Origin of the sequence: Streptomyces venezuelae ATCC 10712, from assembly GCF_008639165.1 — a bacterium.
Lineage (GTDB): Bacteria > Actinomycetota > Actinomycetes > Streptomycetales > Streptomycetaceae > Streptomyces > Streptomyces venezuelae.
In genome coordinates this window covers 4,464,300-4,483,085 of the sequence record NZ_CP029197.1, presented here as the reverse complement: position 1 = coordinate 4,483,085, position 18,786 = coordinate 4,464,300, and the positions used below count along the sequence as shown (strand labels likewise).

The 18,786-nt window shown below is 74.2% G+C and carries 18 protein-coding genes; 12 read left to right on the top strand and 6 right to left on the bottom strand.

From position 1 onward, the window contains the following. Positions 1–70: 70 nt before the first annotated feature. Positions 71–1,000 (bottom strand): DUF3027 domain-containing protein, encoded by a 930-nt coding sequence (locus tag DEJ43_RS20735; protein WP_041662738.1) that lies wholly within the window; start codon positions 998–1,000, stop codon positions 71–73. 362 nt (positions 1,001–1,362) lie between these two features. On the opposite strand from DEJ43_RS20735, the gene DEJ43_RS20725 reads away from it, so the two are divergent. The 4 genes from DEJ43_RS20725 to DEJ43_RS20710 all read left to right on the top strand — a co-directional run bounded on the left by DEJ43_RS20725 (position 1,363) and on the right by DEJ43_RS20710 (position 5,141). Continuing rightward, a complete protein-coding gene (locus tag DEJ43_RS20725; protein ID WP_015035338.1) occupies positions 1,363–2,742 on the top strand; it encodes an MFS transporter in 1,380 nt (459 codons plus the stop codon). Positions 2,743–2,885: 143 nt separating this feature from the next. After that, complete coding sequence (locus DEJ43_RS20720) at positions 2,886–3,365, top strand: hypothetical protein (protein ID WP_041662737.1); 480 nt, start codon at positions 2,886–2,888, stop codon at positions 3,363–3,365. Between the two features lie 7 nt (positions 3,366–3,372). Next, positions 3,373–4,290 carry a futalosine hydrolase gene (locus tag DEJ43_RS20715; protein WP_015035336.1) on the top strand — a complete coding sequence of 306 codons (918 nt, stop codon included), beginning with the start codon at positions 3,373–3,375 and terminating at the stop codon, positions 4,288–4,290. Further along, the gene (locus DEJ43_RS20710) at positions 4,287–5,141 is read left to right on the top strand and encodes a 1,4-dihydroxy-6-naphtoate synthase (RefSeq protein ID WP_015035335.1); all 855 of its coding nucleotides are present in this window, start codon (positions 4,287–4,289) and stop codon (positions 5,139–5,141) included. Before DEJ43_RS20715 ends, DEJ43_RS20710 begins: the two co-directional genes overlap by 4 nt. 4 nt (positions 5,142–5,145) lie before the next feature. Here the strand turns inward: DEJ43_RS20710 and DEJ43_RS38570 are convergent, their stop codons facing one another. Further along, positions 5,146–5,529: a cold-shock protein gene (locus tag DEJ43_RS38570; RefSeq protein WP_015035334.1), complete on the bottom strand. Its 384-nt coding sequence runs from the start codon at positions 5,527–5,529 to the stop codon at positions 5,146–5,148. Positions 5,530–5,669: 140 nt separating this feature from the next. Between DEJ43_RS38570 and DEJ43_RS20700 the strand changes: the two genes are divergently transcribed. Next, positions 5,670–5,948, top strand: a complete 279-nt coding sequence (locus tag DEJ43_RS20700; protein WP_015035333.1) for a hypothetical protein — start codon at positions 5,670–5,672, stop codon at positions 5,946–5,948. Here DEJ43_RS20700 and DEJ43_RS20695 read toward each other — a convergent pair. Further along, positions 5,936–6,571, bottom strand: coding sequence for an HAD family hydrolase (locus DEJ43_RS20695; RefSeq protein WP_015035332.1), 636 nt, complete (start codon positions 6,569–6,571; stop codon positions 5,936–5,938). The two genes, DEJ43_RS20700 and DEJ43_RS20695, sit on opposite strands and share 13 nt — an antisense overlap. Positions 6,572–6,714: 143 nt before the next feature. Between DEJ43_RS20695 and DEJ43_RS20690 the strand changes: the two genes are divergently transcribed. Genes DEJ43_RS20690 through DEJ43_RS20680 form a run of 3 tightly spaced genes read left to right on the top strand, consistent with a single transcriptional unit; the run spans position 6,715 to position 9,622 of the window. Further along, entirely contained in the window at positions 6,715–7,719 is a 1,005-nt protein-coding gene (locus DEJ43_RS20690; RefSeq protein WP_015035331.1) for a FecCD family ABC transporter permease, read from the top strand. Further along, entirely contained in the window at positions 7,716–8,783 is a 1,068-nt protein-coding gene (locus DEJ43_RS20685) for a FecCD family ABC transporter permease (protein WP_015035330.1), read from the top strand. The genes DEJ43_RS20690 and DEJ43_RS20685 overlap by 4 nt, the downstream gene beginning before the upstream one ends. Then, positions 8,780–9,622, top strand: coding sequence for an ABC transporter ATP-binding protein (locus DEJ43_RS20680; RefSeq protein ID WP_015035329.1), 843 nt, complete (start codon positions 8,780–8,782; stop codon positions 9,620–9,622). The genes DEJ43_RS20685 and DEJ43_RS20680 overlap by 4 nt, the downstream gene beginning before the upstream one ends. Before the next feature lie 104 nt (positions 9,623–9,726). Here the strand turns inward: DEJ43_RS20680 and DEJ43_RS20675 are convergent, their stop codons facing one another. Next, positions 9,727–10,824, bottom strand: a complete 1,098-nt coding sequence (locus DEJ43_RS20675) for a hypothetical protein (protein WP_015035328.1) — start codon at positions 10,822–10,824, stop codon at positions 9,727–9,729. Between the two features lie 72 nt (positions 10,825–10,896). Here DEJ43_RS20675 and DEJ43_RS20670 point away from each other — a divergent pair, with 72 nt between their 5' ends. Further along, positions 10,897–13,422 (top strand): helicase C-terminal domain-containing protein, encoded by a 2,526-nt coding sequence (locus DEJ43_RS20670; RefSeq protein ID WP_233447969.1) that lies wholly within the window; start codon positions 10,897–10,899, stop codon positions 13,420–13,422. Between the two features lie 52 nt (positions 13,423–13,474). On the opposite strand, the gene DEJ43_RS20665 is transcribed toward DEJ43_RS20670, so the two are convergent. Further along, positions 13,475–14,053 (bottom strand): Uma2 family endonuclease, encoded by a 579-nt coding sequence (locus tag DEJ43_RS20665; RefSeq protein WP_071891440.1) that lies wholly within the window; start codon positions 14,051–14,053, stop codon positions 13,475–13,477. Between the two features lie 132 nt (positions 14,054–14,185). Between DEJ43_RS20665 and DEJ43_RS20660 the strand changes: the two genes are divergently transcribed. Next, positions 14,186–15,826: a DNA repair helicase XPB gene (locus tag DEJ43_RS20660; protein ID WP_015035325.1), complete on the top strand. Its 1,641-nt coding sequence runs from the start codon at positions 14,186–14,188 to the stop codon at positions 15,824–15,826. A gap of 3 nt (positions 15,827–15,829) precedes the next feature. On the opposite strand, the gene DEJ43_RS20655 is transcribed toward DEJ43_RS20660, so the two are convergent. Continuing rightward, entirely contained in the window at positions 15,830–16,018 is a 189-nt protein-coding gene (locus DEJ43_RS20655; protein WP_041662733.1) for a hypothetical protein, read from the bottom strand. A gap of 321 nt (positions 16,019–16,339) precedes the next feature. Here DEJ43_RS20655 and DEJ43_RS20650 point away from each other — a divergent pair, with 321 nt between their 5' ends. Both DEJ43_RS20650 and DEJ43_RS20645 read left to right on the top strand, forming a co-directional pair. Beyond that, positions 16,340–18,295, top strand: a complete 1,956-nt coding sequence (locus DEJ43_RS20650; RefSeq protein WP_237531766.1) for a HelD family protein — start codon at positions 16,340–16,342, stop codon at positions 18,293–18,295. After that, positions 18,292–18,774, top strand: coding sequence for a VOC family protein (locus tag DEJ43_RS20645; protein ID WP_015035323.1), 483 nt, complete (start codon positions 18,292–18,294; stop codon positions 18,772–18,774). The genes DEJ43_RS20650 and DEJ43_RS20645 overlap by 4 nt, the downstream gene beginning before the upstream one ends. Positions 18,775–18,786: the final 12 nt, after the last annotated feature.

The window sequence follows — 18,786 nt, the reverse complement described above, 5'->3', positions numbered from 1 at the left end:
AATCGTCCGCCAGGGGGGACCCCCATCGCCTCAGCGGGACGATTGCCCACACGGGGGTGGGCGGTGGGGGCTACGAGTGGCCCAGGTCCTCCGAGGTGGTGTCGGGTTCCGTGGTGGAGCCGGAGTCCTTGGCCGGGCGGAGGGGGAACGCGTCCGCGCCCATGGAGTCGAGGACCGGCGGCGCCGGGCGCGGCGGCTTCGGCATGATCGCCGCCTCCGAGTGGCCCCCGCAGCCGTACGCCAGGGACACGGCCCGCCCGTCCGCCGGGGAGAACTCGTTCGCGCAGAGGCCGAAGCCCTGCTTCAGGGAGCCCGCAAGGGGCACCAGGAAGGCGCAGGACTCGCAGGTCGCCGGCGCGGCCTGCGCCATGGGCGTGCGCGCCCCGAAGGCCTCTTCCCAGCGGTCCGCCGCGATGTGGAGCCCGTACCGGGACAGGACGCGGGCCCGCCGCATCCCGAGTTCGTCCGCGACCGCGGCGATCGCGCCCCGCGAGGTGGTGCGCGGGGTGATCTCGGCGTCCTCGGCGTCGAGGTGGTCCGCGAGCTCCTCGGACACGACCGAGTTCGGCGGCGGCGTGTCCTCGCCCGAGTAGCCGGGTTCGAGCCGCAGGTCGTCCTGTTCGGTGGGCAGCAGGTCGCCCGGTCCCATGTCGCCGGGCCGGAGCCGCTCGCTCCACGGCACCCACTCGGGGGCGAGGAGGGCGTCGGCGCCGGGCAGCAGGACGGTTTCGTCAAGCGTGACGTTCTTGGCGCGGGAGGCCCGGGTGACGGTCACCGCCCAGCGCCAGCCCCGGTAGCCGGGTTCCTTGGACTCGAAGTAGTGAGTGACGACCCGGTCACCCTCGGCGACCGCTTCGACGTGGGCGCCGACGACGCCGGGGAAGGCCGCCTCCTCGGCGGCTTCCCGCGCCAGGTCTACGGCCTCGGCGCACAGGCGGTCGGGGATACGCGTGGCTCGCGGGGTACGCGGGGTACCGCTTCGCGTCGTCGCAGCACTCACAGGTCTCGCTTCTCTCCTACGCCGTCTCACGGGTGCGCCGGCCGAGCGGCGGGAGCGAAGCCACGGGCGCGGCGGGCGGAGCGGACCTGTGGGCCGCATCGACGTCCGCGCACCCGACTTGTCTCGCGTGTCTCGGGCACACCTATCGCCATCCATTCTGCGGGATGCCGAAGAGGCGCGCGGCCGAGAGCTTCCGCCGGTGACGCGCTACGCACGCTACCCCGTTCGCGGGCCACAGCCCACCTGCGCGCCCCAAGTGGCCCGGATCACGGAGCCTCCGAAGGGCGGTCGGTGGCGGTCGAAAGGGGTCTCCACCGCCGCGCCACGGTTCGTCCGGCGCGCTGGTGGGGCACTATGACGGAGTGGCAGCCGCACGGTCTCCCGCACGATCCGAAGATCATGCCGGACCGCTCCGCCGAGCGGGCCGGGGGGTCGGCCGTGCCCTGCACCTGCCGTTCACCGGTACGGCGAGGGGAATTCGCAAGGCGACGCACGCGCAGGGCGCGGGCGAGTCGGGGCTCGGGAAGCTGATCGAGCTGCACGCGGTGAACGGCGCAGGCGACGTCATGATCACCGTGGCCCTGGCGTCCACCGTCTTCTTCTCCGTGCCGACCGACGAGGCGCGCGGGCGCGTCGCCCTCTACCTCGCGGTGACGATGGCGCCGTTCACGCTCCTCGCCCCGGTGATCGGTCCGCTTCTGGACCGCATCCCGCACGGGCGGCGGGCGGCGATGGCGGGCGCGATGCTGACCCGCGCGGTCCTGGCGATCATGATGTCGGGGGCGGTGCTGACCGGCGGCCTCGAGCTGTATCCGGCGGCGCTGGGGGTCCTGGTGGCCTCGAAGGCGTACGGGGTGGTGCGGAGCGCGGTCGTGCCGCGGCTGCTGCCACCGAACTTCTCCCTGGTGAAGGCGAACTCCCGGGTGACCCTGGCCGGGCTGCTCGCGACCGGGCTCGCCGCGCCGGCCGGGGCGGGGCTGCAGCTCCTGGGGCCCCGCTATCCCTTGTACGGGGCGTGTGCGCTGTTCCTGCTGGGGGCGTTCTGGGCGCTGCGGATGCCGCCGAAGGTGGACTCGGCGAAGGGCGAGCGGCGGGCGCACCTGCTGACGCACGGGGAGCGGAAGCCGAGCCTGCGGACGGTGGGGCCGTCGGTCCTGCACGGTCTGCAGGCGAACGCGGCGCAGCGGATGCTGTCGGGTTTCCTGATCTTCTTCCTGGCGTTCCTGCTGCGCGAGCACCCGCTGTCGGGGCAGAGCGCCGCCGTCTCCCTGGGGATCGTGGGCGTGGCGGCGGGCGTGGGCAACGCCTGCGGTACGGCGGTGGGCTCGCTCCTGCGGGACCGGGGGCACGGTCCCGAAGTGATCATCGCCACCATGATCAGCGTGGTCTGCGGTACGGCGATCTGCACGGCGATCTTCTTCGGCGGGCTGATGGTGGCCGTCCTGGGCGCGGTCGCGGGTCTCACCCAGGCCCTGTCGAAGCTGTCCCTGGACGCGCTGATCCAGCGGGACGTGCCGGAGGTCGTACGGACGTCGGCGTTCGCCCGGTCGGAGACGGCGCTGCAGATGGCGTGGGTGGTGGGCGGCGGGATCGGCATCGCCCTGCCGTTGAACGGGACCGTGGGCATGTCGGTCGCGGCGGGCATCCTGGCCACGGGCGCGCTCCTGGCGGTACGGGGCCTGCTCGCGGCGGCCCGGCGCCGCCCGGGCCCGCAGGGGAAGCCGAAGGCGCGGGTGGCGTAGGGGGCGGCCCGGCGGACACCGCCCGGCGTTCGGCCCTGTGCGGCGGACGCCGCCCTTGGTTCGGCGCGCTCCTTCCGGTACCGGACGGCGGCACGCCGTACCCCCGCGTGGCGCGGGCGCGGCGGCCCGATAGCCTTCGGCTCATGACCGTTGCGTTCTTCACCGGCTCGCGCCGCCGGGCCGCCGTCGCCCTCGGGGCCGTCTCCGCCGGGCTCCTCGTTCTCTCCGCCTGCGACAAGCCGACTCCGATCGCGACCGTGACGGTCGGGTCCGACTCGATCCACGCCGAGGCCGCCTGCTACAACGACGGCGACGCCATCAAGGAGTCGCAGATCCAGCAGTGCCTCAACAAGAAGGCCGAGAAGTCCATCACCGTGGCGATGGACGACAAGATCCGCTTCGGGGTGGACCCCGACATCGCGGACAACGGCTGGACCATCTTCCTCGGCGGCCAGCAGGCCGAGCCCGAGCCGTACAAGAAGACGTACCGGACCATTCCGGCGAGCGCCTTCTTCTCCAGCCAGACCGGCGAGGCCACCGACAACACGCAGGTGACCATCGTCGAGAACACCGGCAAGAAGCTGACCGGCATCTGGCACTTCAAGCTGAAGAAGGAATCCTGATCGTCCGGTGGTTCCCGTCCGCCGGATCCTGATCGTGACGGCCGTGGCGGCGGAGGCGGACTCCGTCTCCGCCGGCCTCGGTCTCGGCGCCCCCGAGCAGCTGCCGCTGCCGGGGGGTCTCGTGCTGCGCCGCCACCCGGGCGGACCCGTCCGGGCCGACGTGCTCGTCGGCGGGGTCGGACCGGCCGCCGTGGCCGCCGCGACCGGGACGGCGCTGGCCTACGCCACGCTCGTGGACGCGGCGCCGAGGGACACCAAGCCGCCGTCGGCCGCGCCGACGGACGCCAAGCCGACGGACACCCCCTTCGTGGGCGCCGCCGGGCTGGACGGCGCCGCGGCCGACGGCGCCGCACCGCCGTACGCCCCGTTCGTTGACGCCGTGCTCCCCGGCGCCGGGGCCCCCTACGACCTCGTCGTCTCCGCCGGGATCGCCGGCGGGTTCCAGCCGCTCGCGGCCCTCGGGGCGGTCGTCGTCGCGACGGACGTCGTCGCCGCCGACCTCGGCGCGCAGACCCCCGACGGCTACCTCACCGTCGACGAGCTCGGCTTCGGGCGGTCCGCGCACCCGGTGCCGGACGCCCTCACCAGCCGTATCGCCGCCGCCCTGGACGCCGGCGGCCTGCCGCACGTCCGCGGCCCCGTCCTCACCGTCTCCACCGTCACCGGCACCGCCGACCGCGCCGCCGAGCTGGCCGCGCGGCACCCCGGGGCGGCCGCCGAGGCGATGGAGGGCTTCGGGGTCGCCGAGGCCGCCGCCGCGTACGGCGTGCCCGTCGTCGAGATCCGGGCCGTGTCGAACGCCGTCGGCCCGCGCGACCGGGCCGCCTGGCGCATCGGCGAGGCCCTCGGCGCGCTCCGGCAGGCCTTCGCGCTGCTCAGCCCGACCGTCTTCGTGAGTACCGGATCCGTGGAGTCCTCGCCGTGACCAAGCTGAAGATCGCCTACTCGCCCTGTCCGAACGACACCTTCGTCTTCGACGCCTGGGCCCACGGCCGCGTCCCCGGCGCGCCCCGGCTGGACGTCACCTTCGCCGACATCGACGTCACCAACGGCTGGGCCGAGAGCGGCACCGACGAGCACGACGTGCTCAAGGTGTCGTACGCCGTGCTGCCCTGGATCCTCGACGAGTACGCGCTGCTGCCCTGCGGCGGCGCCCTCGGCCGGGGCTGCGGGCCGCTCGTCCTCACCCGGGACGCGGCGACCGGCGCCGATCTCGCGGGGAAGACGGTCGCGGTGCCGAGCGAGCGCTCCACCGCGTATCTGCTGTTCCGGCTCTGGGCGGCCGAGACGGTGCCGGGCGGGGTCGGGAACGTGGTCGTGATGCCGTTCCACGAGATCATGCCCGCGGTGCGGGACGGCAAGGTCGACGCGGGGCTCGTCATCCACGAGGCCCGCTTCACGTACCAGAACTACGGTCTGCACTGCCTCGCCGACATGGGCGAGCACTGGGAGACCACGACCGGTCTGCCGATCCCGCTCGGCGCGATCGTCGCCCGCCGCTCGCTGGGCGCCGAGACCCTGCGGCGGCTCGCGGAGTCCGCCCGTGCGTCCGTGCGGATGGCCTGGGACGACCCGCTCGCCTCCCGGCCGTACGTGCTGGAGCACGCGCAGGAGATGGACCCGAAGGTGGCCGACCAGCACATCGGTCTGTACGTGAACGAGTTCACCGCCGACCTCGGCGAGCACGGCTACGCGGCGGTCCGCGGACTGCTCACCCGCGCCGCGGCCGAGGGGCTCGTACCGCCCCTCGGCCCGGACGCGCTCGCCTTCCCCTGAGGGCCTACACGTCGAGCTGGTCCGCGACCGCGCGCAGCAGGCCCGCGATCTTGGCGCCCTGCGCCTTGTCGGGGTAGCGGCCGCGCTCCAGCATCGGCGTGATGTTCTCCAGGAGCGTCGTCAGGTCCTGCACGATGGACGCCAGTTCGTCGGGCTTACGGCGCTGCGCCGCGGCGACGGACGGCGTCGGGTCGAGGATCGTGACGGACAGTGCCTGGTCGCCGCGCTGGCCGGCGACGACGCCGAACTCGACCCGCTGCCCCGGCTTCAGTGCGTCGACTCCGGCAGGGAGCACCGACGAGTGGACGAAGACGTCGCCGCCGTCGTCGCGGGAGAGAAAGCCGAAGCCCTTCTCGCTGTTGAACCATTTGACCTTGCCGGTAGGCACGTCTGTCCTCGTCCTCGTCCTCGTCGATGGGGATAGCAAACAGCGGGTCGACCGACCCGCCGGCACAAGGCTAATGGTCCGGAGGCCGGTGACAAGACGTCGCCGATGTGTTCCTACGGCCTGGGAACTACCCTGGCCGGATGCGTAGTGAAACCCCTGCCGCACCGGCGAACGACAGCGCTCCGGGTGACGGCCTGATCAAGGCCGGTGTCATCCTCTTCGCCGTCGGCGCGGTGGCGACGCTGGTCACCGTGGCTCCGCTGTTCCTCGGCACGGACCCGTTCCCCACGGTCGCGTACACCGTCTCCATGCTGATGGGGGTCGGATTCGCGGTCGCCGCGGCCGGGGTGCTGCGGTCCATCGCGGCCCAGCGGCGGCAGGCCCGGAGCGGGTCGACCGGACCGGTTCAGGCCAGGTAGCCCTCCCACCAGGAACGGAAGTCCGTCAGGTCCGGCAGGACGACGTCCGCGCCGGCCTCCTTCAGTTCCTCGGGGGCGCAGGGCCCGGTGGCGACGGCCACCGACAGGGCGCCCGCCGTGGCCGCGCCGCGGACGTCGCCGACGTGGTCGCCGACGTACACCTGGGCGCCGTGGGCGCGCAGCGCCTCGGCCTTGCCCTCGGCCCACAGGCCGCCGACGACGGCGTCCGGCTCGATGCCGAGGTGGGCGAGGTGCAGTTCGGCGTGCGGGCCGTTCTTCGCGGTGACGACGATCGTGCGGCCGCCCGCCTCGCGCACGGCCCGGATCGCGTCGCGGGCGCCCGGCATGGGCGCCGAGGGCTCGATCGCGTACGCCGGGTAGAGCGCCCGGTAGCGGGCCACCATCTCGGTGACCCGCTCCTCGGGGACCCAGTACGCCATCTCGTGCTCGAGGGGCGGGCCGAGGCGGCTGACGACGAGGTCCGCGTCGACGGGGACGCCGGACTCGGCGGAGAACGCCACCCAGGCGGCCCTGATGCCGGGGCGGGTGTCGATCAGCGTCAGGTCGAGATCGAAGCCGACGGTGAGGGGCGGCCGGGTGGCGGAAGTCGTCATGGGCCCCATTGTCGGGGGTCGTTCCCGGGGCCCCTCCGGGGGTCCTTCCCGGGCCGCGCGGGGACCCCTTCGGGGGACCTCCGGGCCAGGTGTTCGATGATGGGTGCTGCTTACACTGAGCCAAGCCTTACCAAACCACCCGATGGGTCCTGATGCCAGCCGCTTTCCGTACCAGACGGGTCCTCGCGACCTCGGCGGCTCTCGTCGCCCTGCTCGTCGCCGTCCTCCTCAGCCTCGCCGTCGGCGCCCGCGCCATCGCCCCCACCACGGTCCTCGACGCCCTGCTGCACGGCGGCACGAGCCCCGACGCCGAGGTCGTACGGCAGCTCCGCGTCCCGCGTACCGTCATCGGACTCATGGTCGGCGCCGCGCTCGCGCTCGCCGGAACCGCCCTCCAGGGCATCACCCGGAACCCGATCGCCGACCCCGGCATCCTCGGCCTCAGCCAGGGCTCCTCCGTCGGCGTCGTCCTCGCCATCGCCTTCTTCGGGGTGCACACGCTCACCGGATACGTGTGGTTCGCCTTCGCCGGCGCCGCGCTCGCCGCCGTCGCCGTCCACGCCGTCGCCTCCAGCGGGCGCGGCGGGGCGACACCGGTGAAGCTGGCGCTCGGCGGGGCCGCGATCAACGCCCTGCTGCTCTCCGTCACCACCGGCATCCTCACCACCAGGGCCTCCGCGCTCGACGAGTTCCGGTTCTGGCAGATCGGCTCCCTCGACGGGCGCGACGCCCAGATCGTCGGCCAGATCTGGCCGTTCCTGCTGGTCGGCGCGGTGCTCGTGGTGTCCGTGGCGCGCGGTCTCGACGCGCTCGCGCTCGGCGAGGACGTCGCCAAGGGCCTCGGACAGCGGGTCGCGACCGTGCGGATCGTCGGCGGCGTCGGCGCGACCGTCCTCACCGGGGCGGGCGTCGCGGCCGCCGGGCCCGTCGCCTTCGTCGGACTCGCCGTCCCGCACATCGCGCGCGCCGTCGTCGGCTCCGACCACCGCTGGGTGCTTCCGATGGCCGCGATCATCGGGCCGGTGATGCTGCTCGTGGCGGACGTCGCCGGGCGGATCGTGTTCCCGCCGGGCGAGGTGCCCGCCGGGGTCATGACCGCGCTCATCGGGGTGCCGTTCCTCGTCACCCTGGTCCGCCGGAAGGCGGTGCCGGCATGACCGCGCCGACCCTCGTACGCCCCGCCGGGTACGGCACCGTCCGCGCCGGACGGGCCTCCTTCCTGGTCCACCGGCGCTCGGCGCTCGTCGCCGTGGGCCTGCTGCTGCTCCTGGCCGCGTCCTCGGTGGCGTACCTCTGCGTCGGCGAGCGGTTCGTCGGCCCCTCCGAGGTCCTCCGCGTCCTGCTCGGGCAGCCGTCGCCGTCGGCGTTCGTCGTGGCGGAGCTGCGCGAGCCCCGGCTCGTCGTCGCGCTCGCCGTCGGCGCCGCGTTCGGCGTGGCGGGCGCGCTCATCCAGACCGTCGCCCGCAACCCGCTCGCCAGCCCCGACATCATCGGCATCAGCCAGGGCGCGGGGGCGGTCACCGTCGCCGCGATGACCTTCGGGCTCACCTCGTACACCGTGCTGCCGTACCTCTCGATCGCCGGCGGCGTGCTCGCCGCGGCGCTCGTGTACGCGTTCGCGTGGCGCGGCGGGCTGCACGCGACCCGGTTCGTCCTCATCGGCATCGGCTTCGCGATCGCGCTGCGCTCGCTCACCACCCTCTTCATGACCAAGGGCGACTACCTCGTCGCCCAGCAGGCGCAGATCTGGATGACCGGCTCGCTCAACGGCCGCGGCTGGGACGAGTCCGCGCCGATCCGCTGGACGCTGCTGCTCATGCTGCCCGCCGTGCTGTGGGCGGCCCGCGCGCAGCGGACCGTCTCCCTCGACGACGACACGGCGACCGCGCTCGGCGTACGGCTCGGGCCGGTCAGGCTCGGGCTCGTCGCCGTCGGCGTCGTCCTCGCGTCCGTGGCCACGGGCGTCGCGGGCCCGGTCGACTTCGTCGCCCTGCTCGCCCCGCAGATCGCCCGCCGGATGACCCGCACCGCGCAGATCCCGCTGCTCTGCTCGGCCCTGGCCGGCGCCGTGGTCGTCGTCCTCGCCGACCTCGTCGGCCGGCGGCTCTTCTCCCCCGTCGAACTGCCCGTGGGAGTCCTCACGGCGGCGGTCGGCGCCCCGTATCTGATCTGGCTCATCGTCCGGAGCCGAGCCGCCGGATCCTCAGGAGGTAAAGCGTGAGCAGGCTGACCGCGCGCGAGCTGACGCTCGCCTACGAGGACCGCACCGTCGTCCACGAGCTGGACCTGGCGATCCCCGACGGCAAGGTGACCGTGATCGTCGGCCCCAACGCCTGCGGCAAGTCCACCACCCTGCGGGCCCTCGGACGGCTCCTCAGGCCGGCGGGCGGCGCGGTCCTCCTCGACGGGGAGGAGCTCGCCAAGCTCCCGACGAAGCGGATCGCCCGCTCCATCGGGCTGCTCCCGCAGACCCCGGTCGCCCCCGAGGCGATCACCGTCGCCGACCTCGTCTCACGCGGCCGCCAGCCCCATCAGGCCTGGTGGAAGCAGTGGTCGGAGGAGGACGAGCGGGCGGTCACCGAGGCCATGGACCGCACGGACGTGGCCGCGCTCGCCGACCGGTCCGTGGACGAGCTGTCGGGCGGGCAGCGGCAGCGGGTGTGGATCGCGATGGCCCTCGCCCAGGAGACGGACCTGCTGCTCCTCGACGAGCCGACCACCTACCTGGACATCTCCCACCAGGTCGAGGTCCTCGACCTGGTGCGCCGCCTCAACCGGCTGCGCGGCCGCACGGTCGTCGTCGTCCTCCACGACCTGAACCAGGCCGCCCGGTACGCCGACCACCTGGTCGCGATGAAGGCGGGCCGGGTGGTCGCGGAGGGCCCGCCGTCGGAGATCGTGACGGAGCAGCTCGTACGGGATGTGTTCGGGTTGTCGTCGGTCGTGGTCCCGGACCCGGTGACGGGGTCACCCCTGGTGGTGCCGGGGGCGCCGTGGGAGGGGGACGGGGCGGGTGCCGGTGCGGTGACGAGCGCGGGTACGGACACGGTCAAGGGCTGAGGCCCGGAGCGGCGGGGGCGGGCGCGGCGAAGGGGTGACCGTCCGGGCCTGCGCCGGGGCGTTACGCGGCCGCCCGCTCTGGGCGGCGGGTGCCTGCCGCGGTCTCAGCGGCGGGAGCGCCAGATCAGGAACAGGGCCGAGGCCACCGCGGCGCCGCGCAGGGCCCAGGGCCAGGTCTCCGAGACCGCCGCGCCCATCGCCTCCCCGCCCGCCCCGACCGGGTCTCCCCAGCGGCCCTCCACCCTTCCCCACAGCCAGACGACACCCGACGCGGCGGCCAGGCCCGGGATCACCAGGACGGCGGCCTTGACCTCGCCGGGGGTGAGGCGGCGGGAGCCGTAGGCGAGGAGCCAGCCCAGGGCGAGGACGACGGGCGAACCGAACAGCGCGCCGCCGAGCAGGAGCAGGGCGGCGAGCAGGACGAAGGGGTTGGCGAGGCGGAGACGGGAGACGGGGGCCGCGTCGGGCTCCTCCTCCGTCCCGTACGCCTCCGCAGCTGCCCGGGGCTTGCGGCGGAGGAGGACCCGGGCCAGGCGGCGGCCCCTCGAGGGGGCCTCGGCGTCGTCCTCCTCGTCGCCCTCCCCGTCCTCGTGCTCGTCCTCGTCCGGGACGGGTTCCTCGAAGAGGTCAGGGCGCTCGACCCCGCCGACGAACCCCGGGAGGCCTTCGGCCGGGTCCTCCTGCTGCCACCAGTCCGAGGTGTCGTCGAGGAGGCCGCCGGTGGCGTCGAGGCCGGTCAGGTCGCTCGCGGCCGGGGCGTCGGCCCCGGCGGGGGCGCCGGACACGGACGCGACGGGCGCCGACGCGCCGGGCGCCGGCGTCCGCGGCGCGGACTTCGGCTTTCCCGACCCCTCGCGGGACCGCCGGCTCCCCGGCAGCCACCCCGCGGCGCGCCCGGCGCGCCCCGGGCGGCCCTCCTTGCGGGGCTTCGGCACCGGTGCCGGGGCCGGGGCGGAGGGCGCGGGCGGCGCGCCCGGGCCCTCCGCGCGTTCCACGACCTCGTCCGGCGTGCCCAGGGTGCCGAGGATGCGGCGCACCGCCGCCGGGCTCTCCTCGCCGTACGTGGCACGGCGGCGGTCGATCTCGTTCCGGAGCGTCGAGACCAGCCGCATCCGCTCGCTCGCCGGCAGCTGGCGCTGCTGAGCCAGATCGCCGACCCGGCTCAGATAGTCGTAGACCAACTGGTCGCTCTCGATCCCCACGGTGCCCCTCCACGGCCGGTTCGCCCGGTACGGCCCGACGTTAGCGCCTGCGCAGCGGCTAACGTGGTCCGGATGGGGATCGGTGAGCTCGACCGGGAGGCGCACGTGCCCGAGGTATCTGGCGCCGCCGCGGCGCCGCGCACGCTCGCGGAGGCGCTGCGCGCGCGGGGCGACGAGGGGCTCGCCGCGCTGTTGCGGGCCCGGCCCGACCTGTTGAATCCCGTGCCGAACGACCTCACGCAGCTGGCGACGCGCGCCGGGACGCGGGGGTCGGTGGTGCGGGCCCTGGAGCGGCTCGACCGGTTCGCCCTCCAGACGGCCGAAGCGCTCGCCGTGGCCCCGGACCCGGCCCCGTACCCCGTACTCCTCGGGCTGCTCACCGGCGACGAGGGCGATCCGGAGATCGAGGCGGCGCTGCCGGGCGCGGTGGCGCTGCTGCGCGAGCAGGCGCTGGTGTGGGGCGAGGACGACCGGCTGCGGCTGGTGCGGACGGCACGGGAGCTGCTCGCGCCGTCGGCGCAGCACCCGTCGCCGACGGGGCTCGGGCCGACGGTCGCGGAGGCGACGTCGGGGATGTCGCCGGGCCGGGTGCAGGAGATCATCGCGGCGGCCGGGCTGTCCGCGACGCATGACGCGGTGTCGGCGGTGGCGGCGCTGACGGCGCTGTTCACGGACCGGGCGCGGATGGGCGCGCTGCTCGACACGGCGCCGCCGGAGGCGCTCGCGGTGCTCGACCGGCTGGTGTGGGGTCCGCCGTACGGCGAGGTGACGGCGAAGCCGGCGGCGCCGGTGCAGTGGCTGCGCGACCACGGTCTGCTGCTGCCGGTGTCGCCGCGGACGATGGTGCTGCCGAGGGAGGTGGCGCTGCATCTGCGGGGCGGGCGGGCGCACCGGTCGCCGGAGCCGCGTGCGCCGGAGCCGGCGGTGCTGCGCGAGTACCGTCCCCAGGTTGTGGACAGTGCGGCGGCCGGGCAGGCGCAGCTGGCGCTCGCGACGGTCGAGGAGCTGCTGAAGTCCTGGGACCGGGGCGGGCCGCCGGTGCTGCGCGCGGGCGGGCTCGCCGTGCGGGACCTCAAGCGGACGGCGGCGGCGCTCGACGTGTCGGAGGAGACGGCGGCGTTCTGGCTCGAGCTCTGTTACGGGGCGGGGCTCCTGGCGTCGGACGGAGAGGCTGACGAGCGGTACGCGCCGACGCCGGCGTACGACGACTGGCTCGACCTTCCGCCGGCCGAGCGCTGGGCGCTGCTGGTCACGCCGTGGCTGTCGGCGACGCGGACGCCCGGTCTGGTCGGCGGCCAGGACGCGAAGGGCCGGGCGCTGTCGGCGCTCGGCCCCGACCTGGACCGGGCGCCCGCGCCGGAGGTGCGGCACCGGGTGCTGGGGCTGCTGGCGACGCTGCCGCCGGGGTCGGCGGTGGAACCGGAGTCGCTGTTCGCGCGGCTGCGGTGGGAGCGCCCGCTGAGAGGCGCCGCGGCGGCCGGGGACGGGGACGACCTGCGGTCGCGGCTGGCCCGCTGGACGCTGGCGGAGGCGGAGCTGCTGGGCCTGACCGGGCGGGGTGCGCTGTCGGGGCCCGCGCGGGCGCTGCTGAACCTGCCGCTGGCGGAGGCAGCGTCGCCCGGGGAGCCGGGCGGCGGCGTCGAGCCGGCGGTGGCGGCGGGGCGGGCGGCGACGCTGCTTGCGCCGCTCCTCCCGGAGGCCGTCGACCACGTGCTGCTGCAGGCGGACCTGACGGCGGTGGCGCCGGGGCCGCTGCGGCGGCCGCTCGCGGACGCGCTCGCGGTGCTCGCGGACGTGGAGTCGAAGGGCGGGGCGACGGTGTACCGCTTCACGCCCGGGTCCGTACGGCGGGCGCTCGACTCCGGGCAGACCGCGACGGATCTGCACGAGTTCCTGAAGGCGCACGCCAGGACGCCGGTCCCGCAGCCGCTCACGTACCTCGTGGACGACGTGGCGCGCCGGCACGGGCATCTGCGGGTGGGGGCGGCGTCGGCGTACGTGCGCTGCGACGACGACACGGTCCTCGGCGAGATCCTGGCGGACCGCCGCTCGTCCTCGCTGGGCCTGCGCAGACTCGCGCCGACGGTGCTGGCAGCGCAGACGGACCCGGCGTCGCTGCTCGAAGGACTGCGGTCGATGGGGTACGCGCCGGCGGCCGAGTCGGCGACCGGTGACGTCCTGATCACCCGCGCGGACGCGTACCGCACGCCCGCCCGTACGGCCCCGGTGCCGGTCCCGGACGGCCCGCCCGCGCCCGACACGACGCTGCTCGGCGCGGCGGTCCGTGCGATCCGGGCGGGCGACCGGGCGGCGACGGCGGTCCGCAAGGAACCGGCGGCGGCCCCGACGGCGGCGGGCGCCCTCCCGCGCACCTCGGCGGCGGAGACCCTGGCGACGGTCCAGGCGGCGGCGATGACGGGTTCGGCGGTCTGGATCGGCTACGTGAACGCGGAGGGCGGCGCGAGCCAGCGGGTCATCGCCCCGGTCCGGGTGGAGGGCGGCTTCGTCACGGCCTACGACCACACGGCCGACGAGGTCCGCACCTACCCCCTCCACCGCATCACGGGCGTGGCGGAACTGGCGGACGACCAGGTGTAGGACGTGTCCTGCGGACTCCGGGCCGGCCGGCCCGGAGTCCGCAGGACAGGCCTCAGGTCCTCGGGCTGACGAGGGCCGCCGGGTCGACCTCCAGCGGGAACGGCTTCTCGATCAGTGTCGTCCGCCCGGCCTCGGCGACGGTCCGCTCCACGTACCGCCCGTCCTGCAGCTCGCAGACGACCAGCGTCGGCACGGGTTCCAGTTCGAGGCGCCACAGGTGCTCGATGCCGGCCTCCGCGTAGTACGGCGGCTTGAGCAGCCGGTCGGTCCGGCGGCCGGACGACGACGGCGAGACGATCTCCACGACGAGCAGCACGTCGTCGGCGTCGTACGTGACCGGGTTCTCTGCCGCGGCGGCCGCCTCGACCACCACAATGTCCGGGATGAAGAGCCCGTCGGGCAGGATGAGGTTGACCGCTTCCAGGACTTCGGCGGGCACGCCCTCCGACTGCAGGGCGCGATCCAGCAGACTCCAGAGACGCGACGACGCCCGCTGGTGCTTGGTTCCCGGAGCCGGAGACATCACGAGCGCTTCCCCCATCAGTTCACGACGCTGACCACGGTCCTCCGGCAATGCCAGGACTTCTTCTATGGTCCAGGGCCCGTAGTGCGGATCATGCGCGACGCTCATCGCTCGCCACCTCCCTCTCGTGGAACCGGTCGCCTTCAGTGTGGCAGCAGCCACCGACAACCGCCGTGCATCAGGCAGACTGGAGGATTGGCCGTCGTTACGGAACGGCCGGGTGCCGGAAGGACTGATCACGTGAGTGGACCGCTCATCGTCCAGAGTGACAAGACGCTGCTCCTGGAGGTCGACCACGAGCTCGCCGACGACTGCCGCCGGGCCATCGCGCCGTTCGCCGAGCTGGAGCGGGCGCCCGAGCACATCCACACGTACCGGCTGACGCCGCTCGGGCTGTGGAACGCGCGGGCCGCCGGGCACGACGCCGAGCAGGTCGTCGACGCGCTCGTCGAGTACTCCCGCTACCCCGTCCCGCACGCCCTGCTCGTCGACATCGCCGAGACCATGGACCGGTACGGCCGGCTCACCCTCTCCAAGCACCCCGCCCACGGGCTCGTGCTGACCAGCACCGACCGGCCCGTCCTGGAGGAGATCCTGCGGTCGCGGAAGGTGCAGCCGCTCGTCGGGGAGCGGATCGACCCCGACACCGTCGTCGTGCACCCCTCCGAGCGCGGGCAGATCAAGCAGACCCTGCTGAAGCTGGGCTGGCCCGCCGAGGACCTCGCCGGGTACGTCGACGGCGAGGCGCATCGCATCGACCTCGCCGAGGACGGCTGGGCCCTGCGGCCGTACCAGAAGCAGGCCGTCGAGGGGTTCTGGCACGGCGGGTCCGGGGTCGTCGTACTGCCCTGCGGCGCCGGGAAGACGCTCGTCGGCGCCGGGGCGATGGCCCAGGCCAAGGCCACCACGCTCATCCTCGTGACCAACACCGTCTCCGCCCGCCAGTGGAAGCACGAGCTGGTGAAGCGGACCTCGCTCACCGAGGACGAGATCGGCGAGTACAGCGGTACGAAGAAGGAGATCCGGCCGGTCACCATCGCCACGTACCAGGTGCTCACGACCAAGCGGAAGGGGATCTATCCCCACCTGGAGCTGTTCGACTCCCGGGACTGGGGGCTCATCGTCTACGACGAGGTGCACCTGCTCCCCGCGCCCGTCTTCAAGTTCACGGCCGATCTGCAGGCCCGCCGGAGGCTCGGGCTCACCGCCACCCTCGTCCGCGAGGACGGGCGGGAGTCGGACGTGTTCTCGCTCATCGGGCCCAAGCGGTTCGACGCGCCCTGGAAGGAGATCGAGGCCCAGGGGTACATCGCGCCCGCCGACTGCGTCGAGGTGCGGGTGAACCTGACCGACTCCGAGCGGCTCGCGTACGCCACCGCCGAGGCCGAGGAGAAGTACCGCTTCTGCGCGACGACCGCGACGAAGCGGAAGGTCACCGAGGCGCTGGTGAAGAAGTTCGAGGGGCAGCAGATCCTCGTCATCGGCCAGTACATCGACCAGCTCGACGAGCTCGGCGAGCACCTCGACGCGCCCGTCATCAAGGGGGAGACCCCGAACGCCCAGCGCGAGAAGCTCTTCGACGCCTTCCGCACCGGCGAGATCAGCGTGCTCGTCGTGTCGAAGGTCGCCAACTTCTCCATCGACCTGCCCGAGGCGACCGTCGCCATCCAGGTGTCCGGCACGTTCGGCTCCCGCCAGGAGGAGGCGCAGCGTCTCGGCCGGGTGCTCCGCCCGAAGGCCGACGGCCACCAGGCGCACTTCTACTCGGTGGTCGCCCGCGACACCATCGACCAGGACTTCGCCGCGCACCGGCAGCGGTTCCTCGCCGAGCAGGGCTACGCCTACCGCATCGTCGACGCGGACGAGCTGCTGGGGTCGTAGCGCTCAGTCGGGGCCGGGGGCGTACACGGGGCGCGGGTTCCTGACCCCGGCCCGCGGGGGGCCGTAGTCGCCGAGGAGGACGACGCCCGCCGCCGCGCCGCCGAAGGCGCGGAGCGCGCGGAGGGCGGTGCCGAGGGGGCGGACGCGGGGGCGGGGCACGGTGGTCACGAGGGTGAAGGTCGTCGCGGTCATGTCTCCATGATGGAATTCGGACATTCATGACACATCGGTCTGGGGGGTGAACCGGGGTCCCTGTCCCGTCCGACGTGAGGGGGACCCCGTCCCCTACGGGGTGGAGACGGGGGCGAATCCGTTCGCTCCCGGCCCCGCTCAGGAGTTACACTCGCCAGCTTCCCCGCCTCCCTCCGTGGAGAGCCGCCGCCCGGTCGGTAACCGGCGGCCACCTCGACGTGTCCGCGCATCCACCCCGGAGGCTTCACCGTGCCCGTGTCCGACGATCCCCTCGCGCGCGAGCGTGCCCATCTGACCTCCTCCCGCGCCGCCCTGCGCGCGATGCGCGAGGACGTCGAGGCGCTCGACATCAAGGACGTCACCGCGAACTGGGTCAACTCGATCGTCCTCGGGCGGCAGATCGAGGACCGGATCAAGGCGCTGGCCGACCTCTCCCACACCCCGCTCTTCTTCGGGCGGCTGGACTACCTGCACACCACGCAGGAGGGCCAGCGGTTCTACATCGGGCGGCGGCACGTGCACGACGCCGACGGCGACCCGATGGTGATCGACTGGCGTGCGCCGGTCTCGCAGCCGTACTACCAGGCGTCGAAGAAGGACCCGCAGGACGTCGGACTGCGGCGCCGCTTCGGCTACACGGGCGGCGAGCTCACCGCGTACGAGGACGAGCACCTCTCCGACCCGGAGGAGCTGGAGACGACCAGCCGGCTGCTCCAGGCCGAGATCGAGCGGCCCCGCGTCGGCCCCATGCGGGACATCGTCGCCACGATCCAGCCCGAGCAGGACGGGATCGTCCGGTCCGACCTCTCCGGGACCGTGTGCGTGCAGGGAGGTCCCGGCACCGGCAAGACCGCCGTCGGTCTGCACCGTGTCGCCTATCTGCTGTACGCGCACCGGGAGCGGCTCGCCCGGACCGGGACGCTCGTCATCGGGCCCAACCGGTCCTTCCTGCACTACATCGAGCAGGTCCTGCCCGCGCTCGGCGAGCTGGAGGTCAAGCAGGCCACCGTCGACGACCTCGTCGGCGGGCACGTCGAGGTGCGCGGGACGGACGAGGCCGCGACCGCCGTCGTCAAGGGCGACGCCCGGATGGCGGAGCTGCTGCGGCGGGCGGTGCGCTCGCACGTGGCGCTGCCGAAGGAACCACTGATGGTGGTCCGCGGCTCGCGCCGCTGGCGGGTCCCCGCGTACGAACTGGAGGAGATCGTCCAGGAGTTGCTGGACCGCGACATCCGGTACGGGGCGGCCCGGGAGGCCCTTCCGCAGCGCATCGCGCACGCGGTCCTGGTGCGGATGGAGGAGGCGGGCGAGGCGCCCGACGACCGGGTGCAGAACGCGGTCGCGCGGAACACGGCGGTGAAGGCCGTCGTGAAGGAGTGCTGGCCGGCGGTGGAGCCCGCGAAGCTGGTGCTGCGGCTGCTCGGCGACGCGGAGTTCCTCGCGGAGCACGCCGAGGGGCTGTTCGACGAGGACGAGCAGAAGCTGCTGCTGTGGACGAAGCCGGCCCGGAGCGTGAAGACGGCGAAGTGGTCGGCGGCGGACGCCGTCCTCATCGACGAGGCGCAGGACCTGGTGGAGCGGACGCACTCGCTCGGGCACGTGGTCCTCGACGAGGCGCAGGACCTGTCCCCGATGCAGTACCGGGCGGTGGGCCGGCGCTGCACGACCGGGTCGGCGACGATCCTGGGCGACCTCGCGCAGGGCACCACCCCGTGGGCGACGACGAGTTGGGCGGAGGCGCTCGGGCACCTGGGGAAGCCGGAGGCGGTCGTGGAGGAGCTGACCGCCGGTTTCCGCGTGCCGCGCGAGGTGATCGCGTACGCCTCGCGGCTCCTTCCGCACATGTCGCCGGGGCTCGCGCCGGTCGAGTCGGTGCGTGAGAACCCGGGTTCGCTGGACGTCCGCCCGGCCGGGGACCTGGACCGGGACGTCGTCGGCGCGTGCGTCGAGGCCCTCGGGCACGAGGGGTCCGTCGGTCTGATCGCCGCCGACGCGCGGATCGCGCCGCTCGCGGAGGCGCTGACCGCCGCGGGCCTCGCGTACCTCTCGCCCGGCGAGGAGACCACGGCCGAGTCCCGGCTGACGCTGGTCCCGGCCTCGCTCGCGAAGGGCCTGGAGTACGACTACGTGGTCCTGGACGAGCCGGCGGCGGTCGTCGACGGCGAGCCGGACGAGCGGACCGGGCTGCGGCGGCTGTACGTGGCGCTGACCCGTGCGGTGTCGGGTCTGACGGTCCTTCACTCCGCCCCGCTCCCCGCGCAGTTGGGTGACCGGTGAGCCCGGCGGGGGCCCTGCATCACGTCGAGGTGTGGGTGGGTGACCTGGCGCGCGCCGAGGACAGCTTCGGCTGGCTCCTCGGCGCGCTCGGGTACGAGCCGTTCCAGCGCTGGGAGGGCGGCCGCAGCTGGGCGCTCGGCTCCTTCTACCTCGTCGTCGAGCAGTCCGCGGCCCGTACGTCGGACGTGCACGACCGGCTGCGGCCCGGCCTGAACCACCTGGCCTTCCACGCCGGGGACCGGACGGCCGTCGACGCGCTGGTCGCCGAGGCGCCCGCGCACGGCTGGCGGCTGCTGTTCGCCGACCGTCATCCGTACGCGGGCGGCGAGGGCGTGTACGCGGCGTATCTGGAGAACGCCGACGGGTTCGAGGTAGAGCTCGTCGCCGCGCCGGAAGAGCCGGGAGAGCGAGGAGAGCCGGAAGAGCCGGGAGAGTCGGGAGAGCCGGGAGCGCCGCGAGAGGACGCGGGCGAGCGATGAGTTTCCGCGCGG

What these genes read in the sequence shown, in the direction of transcription:
- DEJ43_RS20720 (WP_041662737.1), top strand. Translation starts at nt 2,886, where the DNA reads ATGACCGTTGCGTTCTTCACCGGCTCGCGCCGCCGGGCCGCCGTCGCC.
- DEJ43_RS20700 (WP_015035333.1), top strand. Translation starts at nt 5,670, where the DNA reads ATGCGTAGTGAAACCCCTGCCGCACCGGCGAACGACAGCGCTCCGGGT.
- DEJ43_RS20695 (WP_015035332.1), bottom strand. Translation starts at nt 6,571, where the DNA reads ATGGGGCCCATGACGACTTCCGCCACCCGGCCGCCCCTCACCGTCGGC.
- DEJ43_RS20690 (WP_015035331.1), top strand. Translation starts at nt 6,715, where the DNA reads ATGCCAGCCGCTTTCCGTACCAGACGGGTCCTCGCGACCTCGGCGGCT.
- DEJ43_RS20685 (WP_015035330.1), top strand. Translation starts at nt 7,716, where the DNA reads ATGACCGCGCCGACCCTCGTACGCCCCGCCGGGTACGGCACCGTCCGC.
- DEJ43_RS20670 (WP_233447969.1), top strand. Translation starts at nt 10,897, where the DNA reads ATGGGGATCGGTGAGCTCGACCGGGAGGCGCACGTGCCCGAGGTATCT.
- DEJ43_RS20665 (WP_071891440.1), bottom strand. Translation starts at nt 14,053, where the DNA reads ATGAGCGTCGCGCATGATCCGCACTACGGGCCCTGGACCATAGAAGAA.
- DEJ43_RS20655 (WP_041662733.1), bottom strand. Translation starts at nt 16,018, where the DNA reads ATGACCGCGACGACCTTCACCCTCGTGACCACCGTGCCCCGCCCCCGC.
- DEJ43_RS20650 (WP_237531766.1), top strand. Translation starts at nt 16,340, where the DNA reads ATGCGCGAGGACGTCGAGGCGCTCGACATCAAGGACGTCACCGCGAAC.